The 21,863-nt window shown below is 72.7% G+C and carries 19 protein-coding genes; 8 read left to right on the top strand and 11 right to left on the bottom strand.

The features are described from left to right. The first annotated feature begins 7 nt into the window (after positions 1–7). Positions 8–1,495 (top strand): NAD(P)/FAD-dependent oxidoreductase, encoded by a 1,488-nt coding sequence (locus BFV98_RS27830; protein WP_030271890.1) that lies wholly within the window; start codon positions 8–10, stop codon positions 1,493–1,495. A gap of 102 nt (positions 1,496–1,597) precedes the next feature. Here the strand turns inward: BFV98_RS27830 and BFV98_RS27825 are convergent, their stop codons facing one another. Both BFV98_RS27825 and metF read right to left on the bottom strand, forming a co-directional pair. Further along, the gene (locus tag BFV98_RS27825; RefSeq protein ID WP_013287633.1) at positions 1,598–2,287 is read right to left on the bottom strand and encodes a CDP-alcohol phosphatidyltransferase family protein; all 690 of its coding nucleotides are present in this window, start codon (positions 2,285–2,287) and stop codon (positions 1,598–1,600) included. Between the two features lie 44 nt (positions 2,288–2,331). After that, positions 2,332–3,249: a methylenetetrahydrofolate reductase [NAD(P)H] gene (gene metF / locus BFV98_RS27820; protein WP_013287634.1), complete on the bottom strand. Its 918-nt coding sequence runs from the start codon at positions 3,247–3,249 to the stop codon at positions 2,332–2,334. 226 nt (positions 3,250–3,475) lie between these two features. Here metF and BFV98_RS27815 point away from each other — a divergent pair, with 226 nt between their 5' ends. Next, positions 3,476–4,924, top strand: a complete 1,449-nt coding sequence (locus tag BFV98_RS27815; protein WP_071099030.1) for a helix-turn-helix transcriptional regulator — start codon at positions 3,476–3,478, stop codon at positions 4,922–4,924. Between the two features lie 62 nt (positions 4,925–4,986). Continuing rightward, on the top strand, positions 4,987–6,069 hold the full coding sequence (locus BFV98_RS27810; RefSeq protein WP_013287636.1) for a polyprenyl synthetase family protein: 1,083 nt from the start codon (positions 4,987–4,989) through the stop codon (positions 6,067–6,069). A 136-nt stretch (positions 6,070–6,205) separates the two neighbouring features. Here BFV98_RS27810 and BFV98_RS27805 read toward each other — a convergent pair whose 3' ends face one another. Next, the gene (locus tag BFV98_RS27805) at positions 6,206–6,586 is read right to left on the bottom strand and encodes an Rv2175c family DNA-binding protein (RefSeq protein ID WP_013287637.1); all 381 of its coding nucleotides are present in this window, start codon (positions 6,584–6,586) and stop codon (positions 6,206–6,208) included. 142 nt (positions 6,587–6,728) lie between these two features. Here BFV98_RS27805 and pknB point away from each other — a divergent pair, with 142 nt between their 5' ends. Further along, complete coding sequence (gene pknB, locus BFV98_RS27800) at positions 6,729–8,714, top strand: Stk1 family PASTA domain-containing Ser/Thr kinase (RefSeq protein WP_013287638.1); 1,986 nt, start codon at positions 6,729–6,731, stop codon at positions 8,712–8,714. Continuing rightward, the gene (locus BFV98_RS27795) at positions 8,711–9,580 is read left to right on the top strand and encodes a deoxyribonuclease IV (protein ID WP_030273905.1); all 870 of its coding nucleotides are present in this window, start codon (positions 8,711–8,713) and stop codon (positions 9,578–9,580) included. The genes pknB and BFV98_RS27795 overlap by 4 nt, the downstream gene beginning before the upstream one ends. A gap of 53 nt (positions 9,581–9,633) precedes the next feature. Here BFV98_RS27795 and BFV98_RS27790 read toward each other — a convergent pair whose 3' ends face one another. The 4 genes from BFV98_RS27790 to BFV98_RS27775 all read right to left on the bottom strand — a co-directional run bounded on the left by BFV98_RS27790 (position 9,634) and on the right by BFV98_RS27775 (position 14,515). Beyond that, positions 9,634–10,608: a low specificity L-threonine aldolase gene (locus BFV98_RS27790; RefSeq protein ID WP_071099028.1), complete on the bottom strand. Its 975-nt coding sequence runs from the start codon at positions 10,606–10,608 to the stop codon at positions 9,634–9,636. A gap of 104 nt (positions 10,609–10,712) precedes the next feature. After that, entirely contained in the window at positions 10,713–12,119 is a 1,407-nt protein-coding gene (locus BFV98_RS27785) for a class II 3-deoxy-7-phosphoheptulonate synthase (protein WP_013475760.1), read from the bottom strand. A gap of 57 nt (positions 12,120–12,176) precedes the next feature. Continuing rightward, a complete protein-coding gene (locus BFV98_RS27780) occupies positions 12,177–12,707 on the bottom strand; it encodes a hypothetical protein (protein WP_082171357.1) in 531 nt (176 codons plus the stop codon). Positions 12,708–12,880: 173 nt separating this feature from the next. Continuing rightward, entirely contained in the window at positions 12,881–14,515 is a 1,635-nt protein-coding gene (locus tag BFV98_RS27775) for a glycosyl hydrolase family 18 protein (protein WP_071098311.1), read from the bottom strand. Positions 14,516–14,658: 143 nt separating this feature from the next. On the opposite strand from BFV98_RS27775, the gene BFV98_RS27770 reads away from it, so the two are divergent. After that, positions 14,659–15,147 carry a glutathione peroxidase gene (locus BFV98_RS27770; RefSeq protein ID WP_013287644.1) on the top strand — a complete coding sequence of 163 codons (489 nt, stop codon included), beginning with the start codon at positions 14,659–14,661 and terminating at the stop codon, positions 15,145–15,147. A gap of 72 nt (positions 15,148–15,219) precedes the next feature. On the opposite strand, the gene BFV98_RS27765 is transcribed toward BFV98_RS27770, so the two are convergent. After that, positions 15,220–16,023, bottom strand: a complete 804-nt coding sequence (locus tag BFV98_RS27765) for an SGNH/GDSL hydrolase family protein (RefSeq protein WP_013287645.1) — start codon at positions 16,021–16,023, stop codon at positions 15,220–15,222. A gap of 194 nt (positions 16,024–16,217) precedes the next feature. Continuing rightward, the gene (locus tag BFV98_RS27760) at positions 16,218–16,568 is read right to left on the bottom strand and encodes a DUF2203 domain-containing protein (RefSeq protein ID WP_041784221.1); all 351 of its coding nucleotides are present in this window, start codon (positions 16,566–16,568) and stop codon (positions 16,218–16,220) included. A 215-nt stretch (positions 16,569–16,783) separates the two neighbouring features. Here BFV98_RS27760 and BFV98_RS27755 point away from each other — a divergent pair, with 215 nt between their 5' ends. Further along, the gene (locus BFV98_RS27755) at positions 16,784–18,472 is read left to right on the top strand and encodes a metallophosphoesterase (RefSeq protein ID WP_071098309.1); all 1,689 of its coding nucleotides are present in this window, start codon (positions 16,784–16,786) and stop codon (positions 18,470–18,472) included. Continuing rightward, a complete protein-coding gene (locus BFV98_RS27750; protein ID WP_071098307.1) occupies positions 18,469–19,395 on the top strand; it encodes an HAD family hydrolase in 927 nt (308 codons plus the stop codon). The genes BFV98_RS27755 and BFV98_RS27750 overlap by 4 nt, the downstream gene beginning before the upstream one ends. Here the strand turns inward: BFV98_RS27750 and BFV98_RS27745 are convergent. Together BFV98_RS27745 and BFV98_RS27740 are read right to left on the bottom strand one after the other, a co-directional pair. Then, a complete protein-coding gene (locus tag BFV98_RS27745; RefSeq protein ID WP_071098305.1) occupies positions 19,353–19,973 on the bottom strand; it encodes an SLATT domain-containing protein in 621 nt (206 codons plus the stop codon). The genes BFV98_RS27750 and BFV98_RS27745 overlap by 43 nt on opposite strands. Positions 19,974–20,218: 245 nt before the next feature. Next, the gene (locus tag BFV98_RS27740) at positions 20,219–21,859 is read right to left on the bottom strand and encodes an ammonium transporter (protein WP_071098304.1); all 1,641 of its coding nucleotides are present in this window, start codon (positions 21,857–21,859) and stop codon (positions 20,219–20,221) included. Positions 21,860–21,863 lie beyond the last annotated feature (4 nt).

Raw genomic sequence — 21,863 nt, 5'->3', positions numbered from 1 at the left:
GCACGCCATGGCGCGCATCGTGGTCATCGGCGCCGGGGTGGGCGGGCTCGCCACCGCCGCCCGGCTCGCGGTCACCGGGCACGAGGTCACCGTCCTCGAACGGGCCGGCACGGTCGGGGGCAAGCTCGGCCGGTACGCCCACCACACCCCGGAGGGGGTGTGGCACTTCGACACCGGGCCGAGCCTGTTCACCCTGCCGCAGGTCTTCCACGACCTGTTCGAGGCGACCGGGGCGAAGCTCGACGAATACCTCGACCTGGTCCCGCTGGACCCGATCGTGCGGCACGTCTTCCCCGGCGGCGGGCAGGCGCTCGACTCCTGCGCCGACCCGGACGAGTTCGCCGCCCGGATCGGCGCCGCGTTCGGGGACCGGTCCGCCGCCGACTGGCGCGGGCTGTGGCGGCGCGCCGGCCGGGTGTGGGCGGCCTCGCACCGGGACATCCTGCGCCGTACCGTCGACTCGCCCCGCGACCTGGCGGCGCTGGCCTGGCGGCTGGGCGACCTGGCCGCCATCGGCCCCGGCCGCAGCCTGCGCGGGCTGGGCCGCCGGCACCTGTCCGACCCGCGGATGCGGATGCTGCTGGACCGGTACGCCACGTACACCGGCGCCGACCCGCGCCGCGCCCCGGCCGCGCTCGTCGCCGTCCCCTACGCCGAGCTGGCGTACGGCGGCTGGTACCTGCGCGGCGGGCTGGGCACGCTCGCCGACGCGCTGCTGTCGCGCTGCCTGGACCTGGGCGTGGTGGTGCGCACCGACGCCACCGTCACCCGGATCGACGCCGCGGGCGGGCGGGTGCACGGGGTACGCGTGGCCGGGGCGGCCGCACCGATCCCGGCCGACGTGGTGGTGGCGAACGTGGACGCGCTCACCGTCTACCGGGACCTGCTGCCCGACCCGCGCCGCCTGGCCGCGCTCACCGACCGCAGCCTGGCCGGGTTCGTGCTGCTGCTGGGCGTACGCGGCGACTCCGGGCTGGCCCACCACACCGTCTTCTTCCCCCGCGACTACGACGCCGAGTTCGACGCCGTGTTCGGTGACCCGGGTCGCGGGGTGCGAGCCCGCCCGGCGCCCGACCCGACCGTGTTCGTCACCGCCGCCGACGACCCGGCGGTCCGCCCGGACGGCCACGAGGCGTGGTTCGTGCTGGTCAACGCGCCCCGGCACGGCACCGCCGCGAGCGCCGTGAACTGGCGGCGGCCCGGCCTGGCCGAGGCGTACGCGGACCGGATCCTCGACGTGCTGGCCGAACGCGGTGCCGACGTGCGGGACCGGCTGGTGTTCCGGGAGATCCGCACCCCGGCCGACCTGGACGCGGCCACCGGCGCGCCGGGCGGAGCGATCTACGGCACCGCGGGCGGGCTGCTGCGCCCGGCCAACCGGGGTCCGGCGGCCGGGCTCTGGCTGGTCGGCGGCTCCAGCCACCCGGGCGGCGGGCTGCCCATGGTCACGTTGTCCGCGGAGATCGTCGCCGAGGCGGTCGGCCCGGCCTGGTGAGGGTGTAAGGAGGGGGCCCTTCTTAACGCCTCCGGTAGAGGAAGGGCCCCTTCTTAACACGGGCTGACCGCCGCGCCGGCTACGCGGGCGCGGGCGCGGCGGTCAGCCGGCGTCGACCAGGGCGCGGCGGACGGCGGAGAGCAACTGCCCCAGGCCGAACCCGGCGAGCAGCACCCAGACCGTGGTGGCCATGGTGATGGTGCCGGCGGTCAGGTCGGCGTCGATCAGCCCGGTGAGCCCGGCGACCAGCAGCCCGACCAGCGCGACGCAGACCCGGGTCGGCCGCTCCCCCACAGTCACCGCGCCGATCTCCCGCATCCCGGCCGAGACCGCGCGCGCCCGCACGTACTCGTGCAGCCAGGACAGCCCACCGGCCGCCGCGACCAGCGCGCCCGGCGCGCCGAGCAGCCAGAACGCGACCAGCCAGGCCACCTCGCCGAGCCGGTCGGCGACCGAGTCGTACACGTAGCCCAGCCGGGTGGTGCGGCCGGTCGCCACCGCCACCGCGCCGTCGACGCTGTCGGCCACGGCCGCCAGCAGCACGAACAACGCGCCCAGGAACGGCCCGTTGCCGGGCCGCTCCACGAACAGGGGTACGCAGAAGCAGAGCAGCACCCCGAACACGGTCACCGGGGTCGGGCCGACGCGCAGCCGGCCCAGCACGTAGCCCACGTGGTAGGCGAAGCGCAGCCAGGCGCGCACCACCGGCGCGGCGGTACGCGGATCGAAGCCGCCGTGCAGCCGCGCCCACGCGGTCGCGTACTGGTCCCAGTTCAGCTGTGTGCCCACCACGGATCAACCGTAGAAGCACGGCGCGGGTGTCGTGTGGCGGGTGGTCACACCCGTGCGGCGGCGCGCAGCCGCTGCCACACCTCCCGGGTCGCAGTGGACCGGTTGAGCGTGATGAAGTGGATCCCCGGCACGCCCTCGTCGAGCAGCTTCTCGCACATCTCGCTCGCCTGCTCGACGCCGAGGCGGCGGACCGCCTCCGGGTCGTCGGCCACCTGCTCGAACCGCTCGGCCAGCGCCGGCGGGAACGGCGCGCCGGACAGCTGCACCGAGCGTTCGATGGTGCCGATCTGGGTCACCGGCATCACCCCGGCCAGGATCGGCGTGTCGCAGCCGGCGGCTGCGACACGGTCGCGCAGACGCAGGTAGTCGTCGGCGTCGAAGAACATCTGGGTGATCGCGAACTCCGCGCCGGCCCGGCACTTGCGGACGAAGTGCGCGGTGTCGCTGTCCACGTCCGGCGAGCGCGGGTGCTTGTACGGGAACGCGGCCACGCCGACGCTGAAGTCGCCGCTGTCGCGGACCAGCCGGACCAGGCCCTCGGCGTACCGGACGCCCTCGGGGTGGGCGATCCACTCGCCGCCCGGGTCGCCCGGCGGGTCACCCCGCACGGCCAGCACGTTGCGCACCCCGACCGAGGCCAGCCGGCCGATCACGTGCCGCAGCTCGGCCACCGAGTGGTTCACCGCGGTCAGGTGCGCCATCGGCAGCAGCGTCGTCTCGGTGGCGATCCGCTCGGTCACCGCGACAGTGGTGTCGCGGGTCGAGCCGCCCGCGCCGTAGGTGATCGACACGAACGAGGGCCGCAGCGACTCCAGCTCGCGGATGGCCTGCCAGAGCAGTTTCTCCCCGGCCGGGGTCTTCGGCGGGAAGAACTCGAAGGAGAACGTGGGGCGGCCGTCACGGATCAGCTCCCCGATGGCCGGCTGGGGATTGGGAAGGACCGAGGGAAGACCGAGCGCCACAGACCGACTGTAACCGGGACGGCACGCCGCATCGGGAATCTTCCCAGCCCGCGAACACCTGTCCCGGCGCGACGTCGTACCCCGGGGGTAGAAATGCGGCAGCGCGGTGGGGCGGCCGACGGCCGTTCCGGGGGCCCGCGCGGGGGTCGCCACGACGGCGACGCGCCGGCGCCGCCACTGGCCGGGCGTCCGCGTCGCCATCCGCGCCGTCGCCCCGGAGGTTCCGATGATCCCGTCCCCGCCGCCGGGCCCGCGCCTGCTCGGGCCGCTGCTGGCCGAGTTGCGGGCCGCCCGTGGCTGGAGCCAGCAGCGGCTGGCCGCCGAGCTGTGCGCCGCCTCCGGCGTGCCCACGCTGACCCGCAACGAGGTGTCCCGCTGGGAGCGCCAGCTGCGGCTTCCCGGCGACTTCTGGTCCGCCTGGCTGGCGACGGTCCTGGGGGTGCCGGGCGAGGTGCTGGCCGGGGCCGCCGCGCGCAGCCGCCGGCTGGGCGTGGCGCCTGCGGTGGTCGACCCGGCCGGGTCCAGGGCCCGGCTGGCCCTGCTCACGCTCGCGTACCGCTGGGCGGCCGACCCGGGCGGCCGCACGCCGGCCGGCCCGTTCGCCGCCGCGCCAACGCCGCTGCCCGGCCGTCCCGGACGGGACGACGAGCACCGGACCGGCCGTCCCGCCCCGCGCATGTCCGTCGCGGACGAGTCCGGGCCGCTCGGCGTCCACGTCCTGCGCGGGCCGGACGACGAGCCCACCGGTTCCGGTCGTGGTCACCCGGCGGACGGGGTGACGCTCGCCACGCTGCGGCGCTGGGACGACCTGCTCGGCGGCGGCGACCTCGCCGGGCACGGCGCCCGCCGGCTGCGGCAGGCGGTCCGCGGCTACCGGCGCGCCGGGCCCGCCGGCCGTCGCGCGATGCTGCCCGCGCTCGCCGAGTCGGCGCAGTTCGCCGGGTGGCTGGCCGCCGACGCGGGCGACCTCGGCGGGGGCCTGGTCGCGTACCGGCTGGCGCTGCGGGCGGCGGTGGCCGCCGGGCAGGCGCCGCTGGCCGGGCACGTGCTCGCGTCGGCCAGTCACCTGCTGGCCGACGCCGGCGACCCGGCCGGCGCGCTGGTCCTGGCCCGGATCGGGTACGCCGCCGGCCGTGCCACCGCCTCGCCCGGCCTGCGGGCGCTGCTGCTGCACCGGGTGGCGCTCGCCGCCGCGCTCGCCGGGCGTCCCCGCGCGGCCCGGCAGGCGCTGGCCGGTGCCGATCGGGCCGGCACGCCGGAGCCCGGCCGGGAGCCGCCCTGGCTCTACTGGCTCGACGCGGCCGAACTGGCGGCGATGACCGGGCGCACGCTCGTCGCGCTGGGCCGTCACGCCGCCGCAGTGCCGCTGCTGACGCCGGCGGTGGGCGCGCGGGGCCGCCCGCGCCGGTCGGCCGTGTACGGCGGCTGGCTGGCCCGCGGGCACCTGGGCCTGGGCGCGGTGCCCGAGGCGTGCGCGGTGGCCGGCGAGGCGCTGCTCGACGCGGTCCGGTCCGGATCCCCGCGGGCCGTCGGCCAGCTCACCGCGTTCCGTCGCGGCCTGGCGCACGCGCCGCCCGGTCCGGCGACCCGGGGGTACGCGCGACTGGTCACCGCGGCCCGCCCCTACCTGCCGTCCGGCGTGCCGCGCCACCTGCGCGACAGTCCGCGCCGGTGAGCCACGAGGCACGCCGGGGCGGGGGCGCGGCGGGAACGGGTGCGAACCGCTAGCGTCGTGGCGTGACCCACGCTGCTCCCGTATCCCCCGTCGACCGTGCCGGCCTGCGCCAGCGGATCGACAAGGCGCTCACCGAGTTCCTCGCCGGCCAGCGCGGCTGGCTGACCGCCGTCGACGACGGCCTGCTGCCCGTCGCCGAGGCGATCGAGGCGTTCGTGCTGGGCGGCGGCAAGCGGCTGCGTCCGGCGTTCGGCTACTGGGGTTACCGGGGCGCCGGCGGGGTCGACTCCGACCAGGTCGTCGCCACCCTTGCCGCACTGGAGTTCGTGCAGGCCAGCGCGCTGATCCACGACGACCTGATGGACCGGTCGGACACCCGGCGCGGCGAGCCGGCGATGCACAGGCGGTTCGCCGCCCGGCACCGCACGGCCGGCTGGGGCGGCGACGCGGACTCCTTCGGCGACGCCGCGGCGATCCTGCTGGGCGACCTGTGCCTGGTCTGGTCCGACGAGCTGCTGCACTCCTCCGGCCTGCCGCCGGCCACCGTGGCCCGGGCCCGGCCGGTCTTCGACGAGATGCGTACCGAGGTGACCGTCGGGCAGTACCTGGACGTGCTGACCCAGGCCACCGGGGACACCTCGCTGGACCGGGCCGCCAAGGTGGCCCGGTACAAGTCGGCGAAGTACACGGTCGAGCGTCCGCTGCTGCTCGGTGCCGCGCTGGCCGGCGCGCCGCCCGAGGTGCACGCCGCGTACTCGGCGTACGGGCTGCCGCTGGGTGAGGCGTTCCAGCTCCGCGACGACGTGCTGGGGGTGTTCGGCGACCCGGAGCGCACCGGCAAGCCGGCCGGCGACGACCTGCGCGAGGGCAAGCGGACGTACCTGGTGGCGGCCGCACTGGAGGCGCTCGACCCGGCCGGCCGGGAGGCACTGCTGGCCGGTCTCGGCGTACCGGACCTGGACGCGGCCGGGGTGGACCGGCTGCGTGAGCTGATCACGACGAGCGGCGCGCTGGATCGGGCCGAGCGGCACATCACCGCGCTCACCGAGAGCGCCCTGGCCGCGCTCACCGCTGTCGACCTGGACACCGAGGCCCGCCAGGCCCTGGTCGACCTGGCCATCGCCGCCACCCGCCGCCCCGCCTGACCGCCCCCTCGCCCACCCGCCCACCCGCCCCCACACCCGCCCCCGAAGCGGTCGATCATGAAGTTGGCGGCATTTTCGGAGATCGACTCCGCCGCCAACTTCATGATCGACGAGAACGGTGAGGCGGTCCTCGGGGTTAGAAGGCGACTGCCTGGGCTCGGCGTTTCACCTCTCGGGCCAGGTCGCCGCCGAGGGCTACGGCGGGGGTGCCGGGAAGAGTGGGGTCCTCCCGGTAGAGCCAGCGCAGCGCCTCCTCGTCGTCGTAACCGGCGTCGGCGAGCAGGTTGAGCACTCCGGGCAGGTGCTTGAGCACGGTGCGGTTGGCCACCAGGTCGGCCGGGATCCGGCGGACGCCGTCGCGGCGCACCGCGATCAGCTCACGGTCGCGGATCATCTGGTGCACCTTGCTGATCGACAGGTCCAGGCGCTCGGCCACGTCGGGCAGCGTCAGCCAGCCGGCCGGGTCGGCCGGTCCGGCCAGCTCGGGGCCGGTCTCGGCGGGTACGGAATCGGTCACCCGACCACCCTGCCACGTGCCCGCCGGACCCGGTGCACGGCACCCCGCACCGCCGCCGGGAGCGCGGCGGTCCCCCCTTGTCGCAACCCGGCGGTAGCATCCTGTTCTACCTTCATCCCTCCGACACATAGACTGCCTGCCGATGGACACACAGGTCGCCGACACGTTGCTGGGCTCGCTGATCGAGGGGCGCTACCGCATTCGCGGGCGCGTCGCCCGTGGCGGCATGGCGACCGTGTACACCGCCACCGACGAGCGCCTGGAGCGCACCGTGGCGGTCAAGATCATTCACCCGACCCAGGCGCCGCAGGCCAAGGCCCGGATGGCCGGCTTCGTCGAACGCTTCACCGACGAGGCGAAGACGATCGCCCGGCTCACCCACCCGAACGTGGTGGCGGTCTACGACCAGGGCATCCACGCCGGCCTGCCGTACCTGGTGATGGAGTACGTCCGCGGCCGCACGCTGCGCGACGTGCTCGCCGAGCGCCGCCGGCTGAACCCGGACGAGGCGCTCGCGATCACCGAGCAGATGCTCGCCGCGCTCGCCGCCGCGCACCGGGCCGGCCTGGTGCACCGCGACGTCAAGCCGGAGAACGTGCTCGTCGCCGAGGTGCCCACCGGCGGGAGCCGCAACCTCGTCGACAGCGTGGTCAAGGTGGCCGACTTCGGGCTGGCCCGGGCCGTCGAGGCCAGCGCCGAGGACGAGAACGGCAACCAGCTCATGGCGACGGTGGCGTACGTGGCGCCGGAGCTGGTCACCCAGGGCCACGCGGACCCGCGCACCGACGTCTACTCGGCCGGCATCGTGCTGTTCGAGATGCTCACCGGCCGGGTGCCCTACGACGGCGACCGTCCTGTGGAGGTCGCGTGGCAGCACGTCGACCGGGACGTACCGGCGCCGTCGACGCTGGTGCCGACGCTGCCGCCGGCTCTCGACGCGCTCGTCGCCCGGGCCACGCGGCGGGATCCGGCCGGCCGGCCGGCCGACGCCGCGGCGCTGCTGAGCGAGGTGCAGGCGGCCCGCGAGGAGCTGGGCAACCCGCACGCGCACACCACTGTGCTGCGGCAGCTCAGCGACGACACGGCGGTCCTGAGCCAGCCGACCCAGGTGGTGGCCGCGCTCCAGCCGGTCGAGCGCCCGGCGTGGGCACGGCTGCCCGAGAGCGGCGCCGCGCAGCGCCCGCACCGGCGCCGCGCCGTCGAGGAGGACGGCCCGGGGACCGGGTTCGCCGCCCTGCGTACCCGGATCATGGGCTCGCCGCGCGGACGGCTGGCCGTCGCCGCGGCGGTCGTGGTGCTCGGCCTGGTCGCCGCAGTGGGTGGCTGGTGGTTCGGCGTGGGCCGCTACACGGTGGCGCCGCAGATGGTCAGCCTGACCAAGGCCGACGCGGAGGCGCAGGCCCAGCGCGGCGGCTTCACGCTGAAGTACGCCACTCCGCGCCACGACGAGAACGTCCCCAAGGACACGGTGCTCGGGCAGTCCCCCGGCTCGGCCGCGCGGATCGTCAAGGGCGGCACGATCACGCTGACCCTGTCGCTCGGTCCGGAGCGGCTGCCGGTGCCGGACGTGGTGGGCAAGGACTACGCGCTGGCCCAGGCCGAGCTGGAGGGCGCCAACCTGGTTGTGGCCAAGGGCTCCTCCCGGTACGACGACACGCTGCCCGCGGGTGTGGTGCTGGCCACCGACCCGAAGGTGGGCACAGTGGTCAAGCCCGGGGCGAAGGTGACGGTGATCCTCAGCAAGGGTCGCGCGCCGGTGACGGTGCCCAACCTGGTCGGCAAGAGCCTCACCGAGGCGCGCACCATCCTCGCGCAGCTCGGGCTGAAGCCGGTGGAGAACGTCAAGGACTCCGACAAGCCGAAGGACGAGATCCTCGGCCAGAGTCCGGCCGACGGCACCGGCGTGGAGAAGGGCGCCCAGGTCAAGCTGGAGATCAGCAAGGGCCCGCCGCAAGTGGCCGTCCCCCGGGTGGTCGACATGCCCTGCCAGCAGGCCAAGCAGACGCTGGAGAGCCAGGGCTTCCCGGTCAACGTCCAGCTCAACCCGAACGGCATCGTCCGGATCCAGAACCCGGTCGAGAACACGCCGGTGCCGCCGGGTACGACGATCACTGTGACGTGCCTGTGAGCGGATGTGACGGACGCCGGCGGGTGGGGTCGCACACCCCCACCTCCGGCGGTCTGGCCCGGGCGGCCCTGCCGTACGCGGACGCGGCCGAGTCCGAGGTGGTGCAGGTCTACGTCTCGAACTCGCGCGGCTGGGCGCTGCCGTCCGGCGACCCGGCGCAGGACGCGTTGTTCCGCGACGGGTGCGGCGAGCGCGGGCTGCCCGTGTTCATCCACGCCTCGCTGCTGGTCAACCTCGGCTCCCCCACCCCGGCGACTGTGACCCGGTCGGCGGAGACGCTGGCGCACGCGCTGCGGCGGGGCCGGGCGATCGGTGCCGAGGGCGTGGTGTTCCACGCCGGCAGCGCTGTCGACGCCGGTCACGCCGAGGTGGCCCTGCGGCAGGTCCGCTCGGCGCTGCTCCCGCTGCTCGACGAGATCGCCGCCACCGGCGGGCCGATGCTGCTGGTCGAGCCGAGCGCCGGGGGCGGCCGGTCACTGGCGTCCCGGGTCGAGCACCTCGGCCCCTACCTGGACGCGGTCGACCGGCACCCGATGCTCGGGGTCTGCTTCGACACCTGTCACGCCTGGGCGGCCGGTCACGACCTGGCCGCCGAGGGTGGCATGACCGCCACGCTCGACACGTTGGTCGCCACGGTGGGCGCGGACCGGCTGCGACTGGTGCACGCGAACGACTCGAAGGACCTGTGCGGCTCCACCCGGGACCGGCACGAGAACATCGGCAAGGGCACCATCGGCGAGCCGGCGTTCGCCGAGCTGATGCGCCACCCGGCGACCGCCGGGGTGCCCGTGCTGGTGGAGACCCCCACGGAGAAGCACATCGGCCACGCCGCCGACATCGCCACCCTGAAGCGCCTCCACCCCTGACGGGTCCGCCCGCCCCCCTCGCGGGGAGCGCGGGGCGCAGTGGGGCCCGCGGGTCAGGCGCGCAGGGCGGTGTTCAGGATGGTGGCGGTGCGGTCGATCTGCGCGTCGGTGACGTCCAGGTGGGTGACCAGCCGGGCGGTACGCGGGCCGAGCACCGAGATCAGCAACCCCTCCGCCCGCGCGGCAGTCGCCAGCGCGTGCGCGTCCAACGGGTGCTTGGTCAGGTCCAGCGGCACGATGTTGGTCCGCACCACCGACGCGAGCACGCCGTGCGGGGCGACCGCCTCGGCCAGCCGGGCCGCCTTCACGTGGTCGTCGGCGAGCCGCTCGACGTGGTGCGCCAGCGCGTACCGGCCGGCGGCGGCGAGGATGCCGACCTGCCGCATGCCGCCGCCCATCCGCTTGCGCAGGAACCGCGCCCGGGCGATCTTCTCGGCACTGCCCACCACAAGCGAGCCGACCGGCGCGCCGAGGCCCTTGGAGAGGCACACCGAGAGCGTGTCGAACAGCACGCCGTACTCGGCCAGCGGCACCCCGTCGGCCACGTGCGCGTGCCAGATCCGCGCGCCGTCGCAGTGCAGGGCCACCCCGTGCTCGTCGGCGACCTCACGCATCCGGCGCAGCGTCGGCAGCGGGATCACCCCACCGCCGCCCCGGTTGTGGGTCTGCTCCACGGCGATCGCCCGCGTGGGCACCGCGAAGTAGCCGTCCGGCCGGATCATCCCGGCGACCACGTCGGGGTCCAGCTCCGCGCCCACCGCGGGCCAGGTCCGCGAGGAGATCCCGCCGTACGCGGCGGCGGCGCCGACCTCGTACGTGACTACGTGCGCGTCGGCGTCGCAGAGCAGCTCGTCGCCGGGTGGTACGTGCAGCTGGAGCGCGATCTGGTTGGCCATCGAGCCGCTCGGGGCGAACAGCGCCGCCTCGTGACCGAACAGCGCGGCCACCTCGGCCTCCAGCGCGGTGACCGTCGGGTCCTCGCCGTAGACGTCGTCGCCCACCTCGGCGGCGGCCATCGCCTCCCGCATCCCCGGCGTCGGCCGGGTCACGGTGTCCGTCCGCAGATCGATGACGTCAGCCACTGTGCCTCCTCCGGCTGCCGACTGCGGGGCTCGCAAGCTCACTCCTCGCGTCAGCCACGGAGCATCTCCGCCACCAGGAACGCCAACTCCAGCGACTGCTGGGTGTTCAGCCGGGGGTCGCAGGCGGTCTCGTACCGGTCGGGCAGGTCGAGATCCTCGATGCCCTGGGCACCGCCGAGGCACTCGGTGACGTCCTCGCCGGTCAGCTCGACGTGCAGGCCGCCCGGGTGGGTGTCCAGGCCCCGGTGCACCTCGAAGTAGCCGAGCACCTCGTCGACGATCCGGTCGAAGTGCCGGGTCTTGTAGCCGTTCGAGGACTCGTGCGTGTTGCCGTGCATCGGGTCGCACTGCCAGACGACCTTCGCCCCGGCGGCGGTGACCTTGGCGACGATCGGCGGCAGCGCGTCGCGGACCCGGTGGTTGCCCATCCGGCTGATCAGCGTGAGCCGGCCGGGGATGTTGTCCGGGTTGAGCTTCTCGCAGAGCTCGATCGCCTCGTCCGGCGTGGTCGTCGGGCCGAGCTTGACGCCGATCGGGTTGGCGATGCGGGAGATGAAGTCGATGTGCGCCCCGTCGATCTGCCGGGTCCGCTCACCGATCCAGAGGAAGTGCCCGGAGAGCCCGTACGCCTTGCCGTTGGAGATCCGGGTCAGCGCCCTGTCGTACTCCAGCGCCAGCGCCTCGTGCGAGCAGTGCAGCGTCACGGTGCGCAGCGCCTCGTCGTCGGTCATGCCGCAGGCGCGGATGAAGGCCAGCGCCCTGTCGATCTCGCGGGCGATCGCGTCGTAGCGCTCGCCGGCCGGGGACCGCCGGACGAAGTCCTTGTTCCAGTCGTGCACGGCGTGCAGGTCGGCCAGCCCACCGGCCAGGTACGCCCGGAGCATGTTCATCGCGGCGGCCGAGTTCGCGTACGCCCGGATCATGCGCTGCGGGTCGGCGACCCGCGCCTCCGGCGTGGCCTCCAGGGAATTGATCATGTCGCCGCGATAGGCCGGCAGGCCCCGGGCGTCGGTCGGCAGCGACCGGGGCTTGGTGTACTGGCCGGCGACCCGGGCGACCTTGACCACCGGCAGCGACGCGCCGTAGGTGAGCACGATGGCCATCTGGAGCAGCGTGCGGGCGTTGGCGAGCAGGTGACTCTCGGTGTTGTCGGCGAAGGTCTCCGCGCAGTCACCGCCCTGGAGCAGGAACGCCTTGCCCTCGCAGACCAGCGCGAGCCGCTGCCGCAACTGGTCGACCTCGTAGGGCGCGACCACCGAGGGCACCGTGTCCAGCACCCGGCAGACCTCGGCGACCTGGGCCGGGTCGTCCCAGGGCGGGGTCTGCGCGCGCGGCAGCTCCCGCCATCGGTCGAGGCCGAGGGCCGCGTCCTCGGCGGAGTCGGCGGTCGGGCGGCTGGTCTGCAGACCAGGGCTGCCCACGGCGGGGTGACTCAGCTGATGCCACTCATGGCGCATGAAGGAAAGCGTACGGCGACCGTCGCGATCACTCACCGCCGAGGGGGATGGTTCCGGTCACTGGGAGGACACCGGCGAGGGCGCCATCGCCGGTGGCGGCGGCCCCGCCGGGTCGGCGGTCGGCTCGACCGCGCGCTCGCCGGGCGCCTCGCCGGAGATGCACCAGTCTGCGCCGTTGCGGGTGACGGTGAACAGCAGCGACCGGGCGGCCTTGCGCGAGCCGGCGGCAACGGTGATCGAGGCGCTGACCTCCTGACCGTTCGGGCCGGAGCGGACCTCGGTGATCGTCGCCTCGGGGACGGTGAAGTGGTCGGCGAAGTCGCCGTTCGGGCCGGTGGCGGCGGAGTCGAAGGCGGCGTGCATGGGCGCGCAGAGCTGGCTGCGGCCGGCGGCGGCGTCGCGGGCGGTGAGCGCGTCCAGGTACGCCTGCACCCGTTCCCGGCTCTTGGCCGCCGCCTCCTCGGCCGGCGCCTTCCCGCTGGGTGGGGTGTCGCCGCCCTGGCCGCCCGAGCCGCAGGCGGCCAGGGCGGCCGGCAGGAGCGCGAGGAGGGCGAGCCCGGTGAACCGGCCCCGGTGGCTGCGACCCATCTGTCCTCCCGTCGCGTGGACTCGTCGAGCGGCGAGTGTGCCACATCCGGCCAGATCGGTCGGATGACTCCCCATCCTGACCCGGATCGGCGCGCTCGGCCAGGACGGCACGCGGGCGGGGAGGGGCCGGTGCGGCCCCTCCCCGCCGGGTGGGTGGTGCGTCGGCCCTCGGCTCAGCCGAGACCGCCCTTGATGGCGCCGATCAGCTCACCGTTGCTGGTGTCACCGGAGAGCTCCCAGAAGAACGCGCCACCGAGGCCCTGGCTGTTGGCGTAGCTCATCTTCCCGCCGATGGTCGACGGGGTGTCGTAGCTCCACCAGTTGCTGCCGCACTTGGCGTACGCCGTGCCGCCGACGGTGCCGGTGGCCGGGCAGCTGTTCTTGAGCACCTTGTAGTCCTCGATGCCGGCCTCGTAGGTGCCCGGGGCCGCGCCGGTGGCGCTGCCGCCGGGTGCGGCCTGGGTCACACCGGTCCAGCCGCGTCCGTAGAATCCGACGCCGAGCAGCAGCTTGCTGGACGGTACGCCCTTGGACTTGAGCTTCTGGATCGCCGCGTCCGACCAGAAGCCCTGCTGCGGGATGCCCGCGTAGGAGTAGAGCGGCGAGTGCGGCGCGGTCGGCCCCTGGGCGTTGAAGGCGCCGAAGTAGTCGTACGTCATCGGCATCAGCCAGTTGAGGTTGTTCGCGGCGCCGGCGTAGTCGGTGGCGTCGATCTTGCCGCCGTTGCTGCCGTCGGCGGTGATCGCCGCGGTGACCAGGAAGCTGGAGCCGAACTTGCCCCGCAGCGCCGAGACCACGTTCTTGAACGCGTTCGGGCCGCTGCTGTCGCACTGGAGGCCGCAGGCGTTCGGGTACTCCCAGTCGATGTCGATGCCGTCGAAGACGTCCGCCCAGCGCGGGTCCTTGACCAGGGAGTAGCAGGAGTCGGCGAACGCGGCCGGGTTCTGCGCGGCCTGGGTGAAGCCGCCGGACCAGGTCCAGCCGCCGAAGGACCAGAGCACCTTCAGGTTCGGGTACATCTTCTTCAGCTTGCGCAGCTGGTTGAAGCTGCCGCGCAGCGGCTGGTCCCAGGTGTCGGCGACGCCGTCGACGCTGTCCGCCGCGGTGTACGCCTTCTCGTAGTCGGCGTAGCTGTCCCCGATGCTGCAGCGGCCGCCGGTGGTGTTGCCGAAGGCGTACAGGATGTGGGTCAGCTTCGCCGCCGAGCCGCTCGTGTGGATGTTCTTGACGTGGTAGTTGCGGGCGTAGACGCCCCACTCGGCGAAGTAGCCGACGATCTTCTTGCCGCCGGGCGGCGGCGTGGTCGGCGGCTGCGTGGTCGGCGGGGTGGTCGTCGGCGGCGTGGTGGTGGGTGGCGTGGTGGTCGGCGGCGCCGTGGTCGGCGCGGTGGTCGTCGGCGTGCCGCCGCCGGTGCAGGAACCGCCGTTGATCGTGCAGCTCACCGGCGCCTTGTACGCGCCGGTGCCGTTGTAGCCCCAGCTGAAGCTGGCGCCGGGGGCGAGCGTCGACGCCCAGCTCTTGTTGACCGCCACGTAGCGGTCACCGCTGCGGGTGATGTCGGCGTCCCAGGAGCTGCTGATCGAGGTGCCGGAGGGCAGCGTGAACTCGATGCGCCAGCCGTTGACGGTGGAGCTGGTGCCGTTGGTGACTGTCACCCGCCCCTCGTGGCCGGTCCCCCAGTCCTGCACCTTGGCGAACGTGGCGGTGACGCTGCCGGCGGCCGACGCGGTGGTCATGGGCACCGCGGCGACCGCGAGCGCGACCACGGCGCCGGTGGCCCACAGGGCCCGGCGGAGCGATCTCTTCATACGGCGTCCCTCCAATAGTTAGGAAACTTTCCAAATTGATTGCTGAGACGCTACTCACGCCGTCACCACTTCGTCAAGATGTAGATGCATCGATTTCACGGGTGACGCGGGACGGTGGGCGCGAGGGGTCGTAGCCTCGTCCCATGACCGTTTTCGACGTCCAGATCGACGCCCTCACCGGCGGCCCGGCCGACCTCGGCCGCTACCGCGGCCGCGCCCTGCTCGTGGTCAATGTGGCCTCCCGCTGCGGCCTCACCCCGCAGTACGCGGGCCTTCAGGAACTCGCCGACACGTACGCCGGACGCGGGCTGACGGTGCTCGGGGTGCCGTGCAACCAGTTCGCCGGCCAGGAGCCGGGCAGCGCCGCCGAGATCGAGGAGTTCTGCCAGGTCAACTACGGCGTGACGTTCCCGCTGACGGAAAAGGTCGACGTCAACGGGCCGGACCGGCACCCGCTCTACGCGGAGCTGGTGTCCACGCCGGACGCCGAGGGGCACACCGGCGACGTGCGCTGGAACTTCGAGAAGTTCCTCGTCGCGCCGGACGGCACGGTGGCCGCCCGGTTCGGCCCGCAGGTCACACCCGAGGATCCCGAGCTGCGCGCGGCGATCGAGAAGGTCCTGCCGGCCTGACCGGCGCACCCGCCGCCGGGCACGGCGAAGCGGCACGCCCCCCGGGGAGGCGTGCCGCTGCCGCGGATCGGGTCAGCCGGCGGCGGCCCGGAACACCGGGTAGTAGCCGCCGGACTGCCCGGCGGCCGTCGGGTGGTACGACTTGCTCAGGCTCAGCACGTTGAGCGCGTGCAGCCACTTCGTCCCGTAGCTGCACAGCTGGTGGCCGACGAAGATGGAGCGGACGTCGGCGAAGGTGAAGCCGGCCGAGACGGCGGCCGTGCGGGTGATGTCGTCGAGCAGGTTGATGCCCTCGTTGATCTTCGCCCGGGACGTCGCGCTGAGCCCGACGCAGGGAGTGCCGAGCTGGTAGAAGACCGGGTAGCCGACCACCACGACGCGGGCCGAGGGCGAGCGGCTCTTGATGCCGTTGTAGACGTTGGCGAGCCGGCCCGGCATCGAGGTACGGGCCACGTTCATGGCGGACTGCACGGCCGCCACGCACTGGGTCTCCCCTTGGAGCACGCAGGTGCTCATGATGTTGGCGAAGCCGACGTCGTTGCCGCCCACAGTGACGCTGACCAGCGTGGTGGTCGACGAGAGCGCGGAGAGCTGACTGTTGATGACGTCCGCCGTGGTGGCGCCGGAGCAGGCGACCGAACGGTACGACGCGGGCTTGATGTTGGTGTTGTAGAGCGCCGGGTAGGCGTTCGTGCTGCGTAGACAGTTACCGCTCTCGGAGGTGTAGCTGTCGGCGCCGACGCCGGAGGCGTACGAGTCGCCGAGCGCGACGTAGCGGTCGGACGGGGCCGCTTGGGCGGGGGCGGCCAGAGACAGAGTGACCCCGACCGAGGCGGCCAGAGTCAGGGCGAGGGTGGCAAGACGGGATCTCCGCACGTCGCACTCCTGGAGGCGTGAAGTGGTGGTGAGAGATAGATATCAATAAGATCACGGGGGATGGAAGATCACCGATTTGCGGGCCGGCGCGCATAGCGACTTACGCCTACAAATCGTTGCCGGTTTCGCGGAGCGGGCTGAAGGATTCCGCCAGTGGGGGCAGATCGACGCAGATCAGGCGCGGACGGGTCGACTCAGACCGGACGGCGGCCGGCGAAACCGCACTCGACCCGGTGATACCACCGGATGTCGGTGTCGCCCTCCAGCCAGCACCAGAGCACCGCCCGGCCGTCGCGCTCACCGGGGAAGTCGAGCAGCACCGGGGCGATCCCCTTGACCGCGATCTCATGCTGGTGGAACTCGTCCACCACCACGTGCAGCCGCGCCTCCAGCGCCTTCACCTCGGCGAGCCCGCCGAGCGCGCTGACGCCGTGGTCGGCCAGGTCGACCCGCAACTCGGCCAGGTCGGCCCGCAGCCGGATCAGCTCGTCGACGCGCGGCCGCAACGTGGCCACCAGGTGACGCGCCTGGGCGAGAGTGAACACCGGGCCAGTATGCGGCACGACCGTCCAGAGGGAAGCTTCCACACGGCACACGCCGCACCTCGATGCACGTCGTGGAACGCCGGGGCCTGGGCGTCACCGCCGCAAACCGGCGCCGGGTATCGGGCATGGTCGCGCTCGGGTATACAGATGGTTCCTCCCGGATCGGCCATCGGCTTGCCCGGACGCCCCTCGCCCGTCGTCGGAGGCTCACTGGCATGAGCGATCGTTCGCCCAGCTCCAGCACCCCGGACCCGCGGTACCTGTTCCGGTACCGGGACCTGGTCGCCGACACCCTGCCCGAGCATCGCGCCGTCCTGCAGGAGCGTGGTTGGTGCTGGTGGGGCTGGTGGAAACGACCCAACGAACCCGGCCGGCTGGAGGTGTGGAAGGCGCTCGAACGCGAGACGCTGGAGGGACGTCGGGTGCCGATCGGGCTGTTCCACTCCGGGACGGGCCTCGTTCATCCCGCCATCGTCGAACGCGTGATCCTGCCGCAGCCGGACGAACTCGGGGCCTTCACCTCGCTCAGTCCGCCCGACGCCGAACGGGACGGCGTTCCACCCTATTATCGGGCGAGTCGGCACAGCCGGGGTTGGCTACGGCTGGTGGCCCTGGCCGAGGAGCCGATGGAATTCTTCGGGAGGTTCTCCTTCGCCTCCGCACCGCCGTTGCCCCATCATCCACGGAGCCAACTGGAGCGGCTGGTGGGTAAGCGGATCCTGGACGCTGACGAGCTGCGCGCGATGGACACCACCATCTGGGAGATCCGGCCGGCCCAGCCGGCTGACTCCAGCGAGCGGTTCCTGACCGCGTCGCCACGCCAGGACGGCGCGCTGTCTCCCGAGCCGATCGCCTGCCCGGGGCCGTGGCTGCTGCACCTCACCGATCCGCACTATGCGACGGGGCGGTTTCGGTCGGAGCATCAGTGGCGGCTGGAGACCGAGGACGGCGCTACCCGCCCGACCATGGTCGACGCGATCTCCGATGCCCTGGCTCGTGACCAGCGGCCGGTCGGAGCGGTCCTCGTCACAGGCGATCTCACCTATGTCGCCCACCGCGACGAGTTCGCGGCGGCGCGGGCTGGCCTCTTCAAGCTCACCAATGGGCTGCTCGGGCTGGGCATGGAGCACCTCGTCGTCATACCCGGCAATCACGACATCGCCTGGACCCGCGGTGACTCGTACGAATATGGAGCACCGGTCGAGGTGGCTCCGGCGGCGGCAACGGCCAACTACCGGGAGTTCTTTCGAGCGCTCTACGGATACCCGGCCTCGCCCCACCTCTCGATGGCTCGCCGTTTCATCTTCCCTGGCGGCAACCTTGTCGACATCGCCGCGGTCAACTCCAGCTCACTGGAACAGGGGCAGTCGTTCCTGGCGGGCATGGGCCGGGTGCAGGAGTCCGCGTACCGCGAGGTGACCAGCGCGCTCGCCTGGTCGAACCCTGGATCAGCCCTGCGCGTGCTCGCGCTGCATCATCATCTCGCGCTGACCGAGGACCTCGAATCGCCCGACGAGTACGCGACCGGTTTCGGGATCGCCATCGACGCACCCAGGATCCAGCGCCTAGCCGCCCGTGACGGGGTGCACCTCGCGGTGCACGGGCACAAACACCGCGCGTTCGTCTGGCGTACCGAGGCGTACCATCTCCCCGAATACAGCAACGAACGCTGGGACCTGGGACGCTTCAACATCGTCGGTGGTGGGAGCAGCGGCTCGAGATCGTCAGACGGGCGGCGTAACTTCTTCAACCTGATCCGGATGGCGGGTCCCGTCGTGGAGTTGGAAATGTACCGGAGTCAACAGCAGGGCTCATTCGAGCGCTTCATGACCTGGCGGGCCCCGCTGGTAACCGGGGCAGACGGCCGACTCGAGATTGCTCCCTGGAAGGTCGTTTCCCCATGACCACCAGGCGCCCGGTCGTGCACGCCCTCATCCTCGACATGGACAACACGCTGTACGACTGGGTGGCGTACTTTGTGCCCGCAGTGCGGGCGATGGTGGCCGTGGCCGCCGAGATCCTCGACGTGTCCGAGGACGAGTTGCGGAGCGACCTCCAGGCCGTGCACCGCAACCACGGCAATACCGAGCACCCCTTCGCGCTGCTCGAGACCTCGGCCGTCGAGCGACGCCTGCCCGGGATGAGCCAACGAGCACGACACGAGCACCTGCTTCCGGCCTTCGCCGCCTTCAACGAGGTCCGGCGACGCCACCTCCACCTCTACCCGGACGTGGAAAGCACGCTCCAGACCATCAAGGCCACAGGTTGTCACGTTGTGGGGCACACCGAGGCCAAGGACGTGAACATCAGCAGTCGAGCGAGGTCGCTCGGGTTGGACGCGATGTTGGAGGCGATCTACGCGCCCCGGTTCGTCGGGCCGCCTCACCCTTTGGGCGCCGATCGACGGTCTGTTCCGGCCGCAATCGAGGTTCGGGTACTGCCACCGACGGCACGCAAGCCCAATCCGGAGATCGCCCGTCAGATCGCCGAGCAGCTGGGCGTTCCGGCCGCCCACTGTCTGTACGTGGGCGACAGCTTGAGCAAGGACGTGGCAATGGCCAAGCGAGCGGGGATGCTCGCCGCCTGGGCCCGCTACGGCACCCACCACGATTCCGACCTCTGGCGCGGCTTGGTCGCGCTGTCCCATTGGGACCCCGCGGCCGTCACCGCAGCAGAAGCCAAGAGCGATGATCCGCCGCAATACGAGCCGGACGTAACGCTTGACGCATTTCACGAGTTACGCGAGCACTACACCTTCCGTGCAGCATCGCAACCGAGGCGGCCTCAAGTGATATCGGCCTGCTTGCCGTCAGGGCCGGCCGATTGACCCGCTCCGACAGAGGGGTGACCCGTTGCGGGCGACCATCCGTTCCGCCGGTTCAGGTCGCCGATGTTGCTCCGGAACTCACTCAGCCACTCGCCGGTCTCCGCCTCGACCAACTCGGCCGTCCGCCGCACGAGCACGCGGATTAGTTCCTCGCGCCGCCGTAGCACCGCTTCCTCAGTGGCTGAGGTGCGTAGTTCCGTGGTCACCCAGTCCAGCCGGAACTCGGTGAGCGCCCGCTGAAGCGCCTGCGCGGTAGCGATGTCGCGCATCCAGGCCGAGGACAGGCCGAAGAAGTGATCGAAGGCCAGACAGCCACCGGCCATGGCGAGCAGGACATATCCCCAGCTGGCGCCGCTCCCAGCGCTCGCCGCGCTAACCAGGGGTACGACTCCGCCGGCGATCCCCAGCAGGATGGCGCAGCCGCGCAGCAGGCGGGAAATTGTGCGGCGCACCGCCTTGTCGCGCAGGTACCAGGCAACCGCGTCCTCGGCCTGCCCCTCCGCCCACCCACGCAAGCGATCCAGGACGGCCTCAGGCTGTTGGTCCGCCGCCAAGACGGGGAATGGGCGGATGATCATGTCCCGCCGCGGGACTCGACGGCTTGACCTGTCGAGTCGGCCATTGCTCGTTAGCACGAGCCGTCCGATCCCAGCGCACGGCGAGGGCCGTATCCGGGTGGCGGGTCGAGGTTCGGCAGATGCTGTCGCCCCATACGCACAGCCTGCGTCATCGCGTTCCAACACTCAAGGATCAGACGTCTCGTCGTGCTTGCCGAGTGAGGGGACGGGTTACCAGACTCGAATCGATGGCAGGCACCCGCCTGTCAGGGTTGGACGCGTTCCGCCTCCTGCACGAAGGTATCGCTCCGCCGGGCCCCCATCCGGTCCAGTTCGTCCAGCACCGCACCCACCCCGTCCGCACCCACCAGCACTGTGACGCGCAGCCGGGCCGACAACGGCTGGTCCTGCCAGTAGCCACGCGGCAGCAGGCTCGCCTGCGGCGTCGTCGTCGCCACGGCGGCGTCGCTGACGATGACCGAGATCGCGCCCGCGCGCAGCAGCGCGTCGCGCAGGTCGGCGCTGTTCGCGGCCGGGTCCGGTTCCAGCAGCGCGGTGACCACCCGTACCCGCTGTCCGGGCGGCACGGACGGTTCGCCGGCCGGTGCCGCCGTGGTACGACGCCGGGGCGCGCCCGGCGCGGTCAGGCTGGTCACGCCGCCCAGGTGGTACGCGTCGGCGCCCTGTTGCGCCTGGTCCAGGCGTTCCTGGTCGGCACGCGGCACACGCAGGCCGATGAGCGCCTGCACCCCGGCGGCGATCAGCCAGGTTAGGACGAACGAGAACGCGACCACGCTCACCACGCCGACGAGCTGGCGCCACAGCAGGCCGCCTCCGCCGCCGAGGAACAGCCCGTCGGCGCCGAGCGGGTTGACCCCGCGGTTGCCGAACAGGCCGAGCAGGAGCGTGCCGAGCATGCCGCCGACGAAGTGCACGGCGAGCACGTCGAGCGCGTCGTCGAGGCGTAGCAGGTACTTCAGCTTCAGCGCGAAGTGGCAGACCAGGCCGGCCAGCGCGCCGATCGCGACGGCCGAGGCCGCGTTGACGTACCCGGCGGTCGGGGTGACCGTCGCCAGGCCCGCCACCGCGCCGGAGACCGCGCCCACGACGGTGCTGTGTCCGTCGGTGACGCGTTCCAGCGCCAGCCAGACGAGCATCGCCGCGGCGGCGGCGAGGTGCGTGTTGAGGACGGCCTGGGCGGCGAGGCCGTTGGCCTGGAGGCCGTCGCCGCCGTTGAAGCCGAACCAGCCGAACCAGAGGATGCCGGCGCCGACGATGGTCAGCGGGATCGAGTTCGGTGGTGCGGCGGTGTGCGGCCAGTCCCGGCGTCGGCCGACGACGAGCAGGACGGCGAGGACGGCGGCGCCGGCGCTGGCGTGCACGACGAGCCCGCCGGCCCAGTCCTGGGTGCCGAACTTCGCCAGCCACCCGCCGGGGTGCCAGAGCCAGTGCGCGATCGGCGCGTAGACCACTATCGACCAGACCGCGAGGAACAGCACCCAGCCGCCGAAGCGCAGCCGGCCCGCGGTGGCGCCGGTGACGAGCGCGGGTGTGATCACCGCGAACATCATCTGAAACAGCACGAACGCCAGCGTCGGGATGGTGATCCGACCGTCGACCACGTGCAGGTTGGGTGCGGGCGGCACCTTCAGGTCGGTGAGCCCGAACAGTTCCAGGTTGCCGAACAGCCCGCTGCCGGCGTCGTCGCCGAAGGCGATCGTGTAGCCGACGAGCACCCAGGTCAGGCTGACCACGCCGAGCGCGATCATGTTCTGCTGCAGCATCGCCAGCACGTTGCGGGTGCGGACCATGCCGCCGTAGAACGCGGCGAGCCCCGGCGTCATGAACAGGACGAGGCCGGCGCAGACGAGCACCCAGGCGGTGTCACCCGCGTTCGGAGCGGACACGGTT

This window comes from Micromonospora sp. WMMB235, from assembly GCF_001855515.1.
Lineage (GTDB): Bacteria > Actinomycetota > Actinomycetes > Mycobacteriales > Micromonosporaceae > Micromonospora > Micromonospora aurantiaca.
Note: the sequence above shows the minus strand (reverse complement) of the source record. Positions and strands in the feature narration are given on the sequence as shown.

What these genes read in the sequence shown, in the direction of transcription:
- BFV98_RS27830 (WP_030271890.1), top strand. Translation starts at nt 8, where the DNA reads ATGGCGCGCATCGTGGTCATCGGCGCCGGGGTGGGCGGGCTCGCCACC.
- BFV98_RS27815 (WP_071099030.1), top strand. Translation starts at nt 3,476, where the DNA reads ATGATCCCGTCCCCGCCGCCGGGCCCGCGCCTGCTCGGGCCGCTGCTG.
- pknB (WP_013287638.1), top strand. Translation starts at nt 6,729, where the DNA reads ATGGACACACAGGTCGCCGACACGTTGCTGGGCTCGCTGATCGAGGGG.
- BFV98_RS27790 (WP_071099028.1), bottom strand. Translation starts at nt 10,608, where the DNA reads ATGCGGGAGGCGATGGCCGCCGCCGAGGTGGGCGACGACGTCTACGGC.
- BFV98_RS27785 (WP_013475760.1), bottom strand. Translation starts at nt 12,119, where the DNA reads ATGCGCCATGAGTGGCATCAGCTGAGTCACCCCGCCGTGGGCAGCCCT.
- BFV98_RS27780 (WP_082171357.1), bottom strand. Translation starts at nt 12,707, where the DNA reads ATGGGTCGCAGCCACCGGGGCCGGTTCACCGGGCTCGCCCTCCTCGCG.
- BFV98_RS27775 (WP_071098311.1), bottom strand. Translation starts at nt 14,515, where the DNA reads ATGAAGAGATCGCTCCGCCGGGCCCTGTGGGCCACCGGCGCCGTGGTC.
- BFV98_RS27770 (WP_013287644.1), top strand. Translation starts at nt 14,659, where the DNA reads ATGACCGTTTTCGACGTCCAGATCGACGCCCTCACCGGCGGCCCGGCC.
- BFV98_RS27755 (WP_071098309.1), top strand. Translation starts at nt 16,784, where the DNA reads ATGAGCGATCGTTCGCCCAGCTCCAGCACCCCGGACCCGCGGTACCTG.
- BFV98_RS27750 (WP_071098307.1), top strand. Translation starts at nt 18,469, where the DNA reads ATGACCACCAGGCGCCCGGTCGTGCACGCCCTCATCCTCGACATGGAC.
- BFV98_RS27745 (WP_071098305.1), bottom strand. Translation starts at nt 19,973, where the DNA reads ATGATCATCCGCCCATTCCCCGTCTTGGCGGCGGACCAACAGCCTGAG.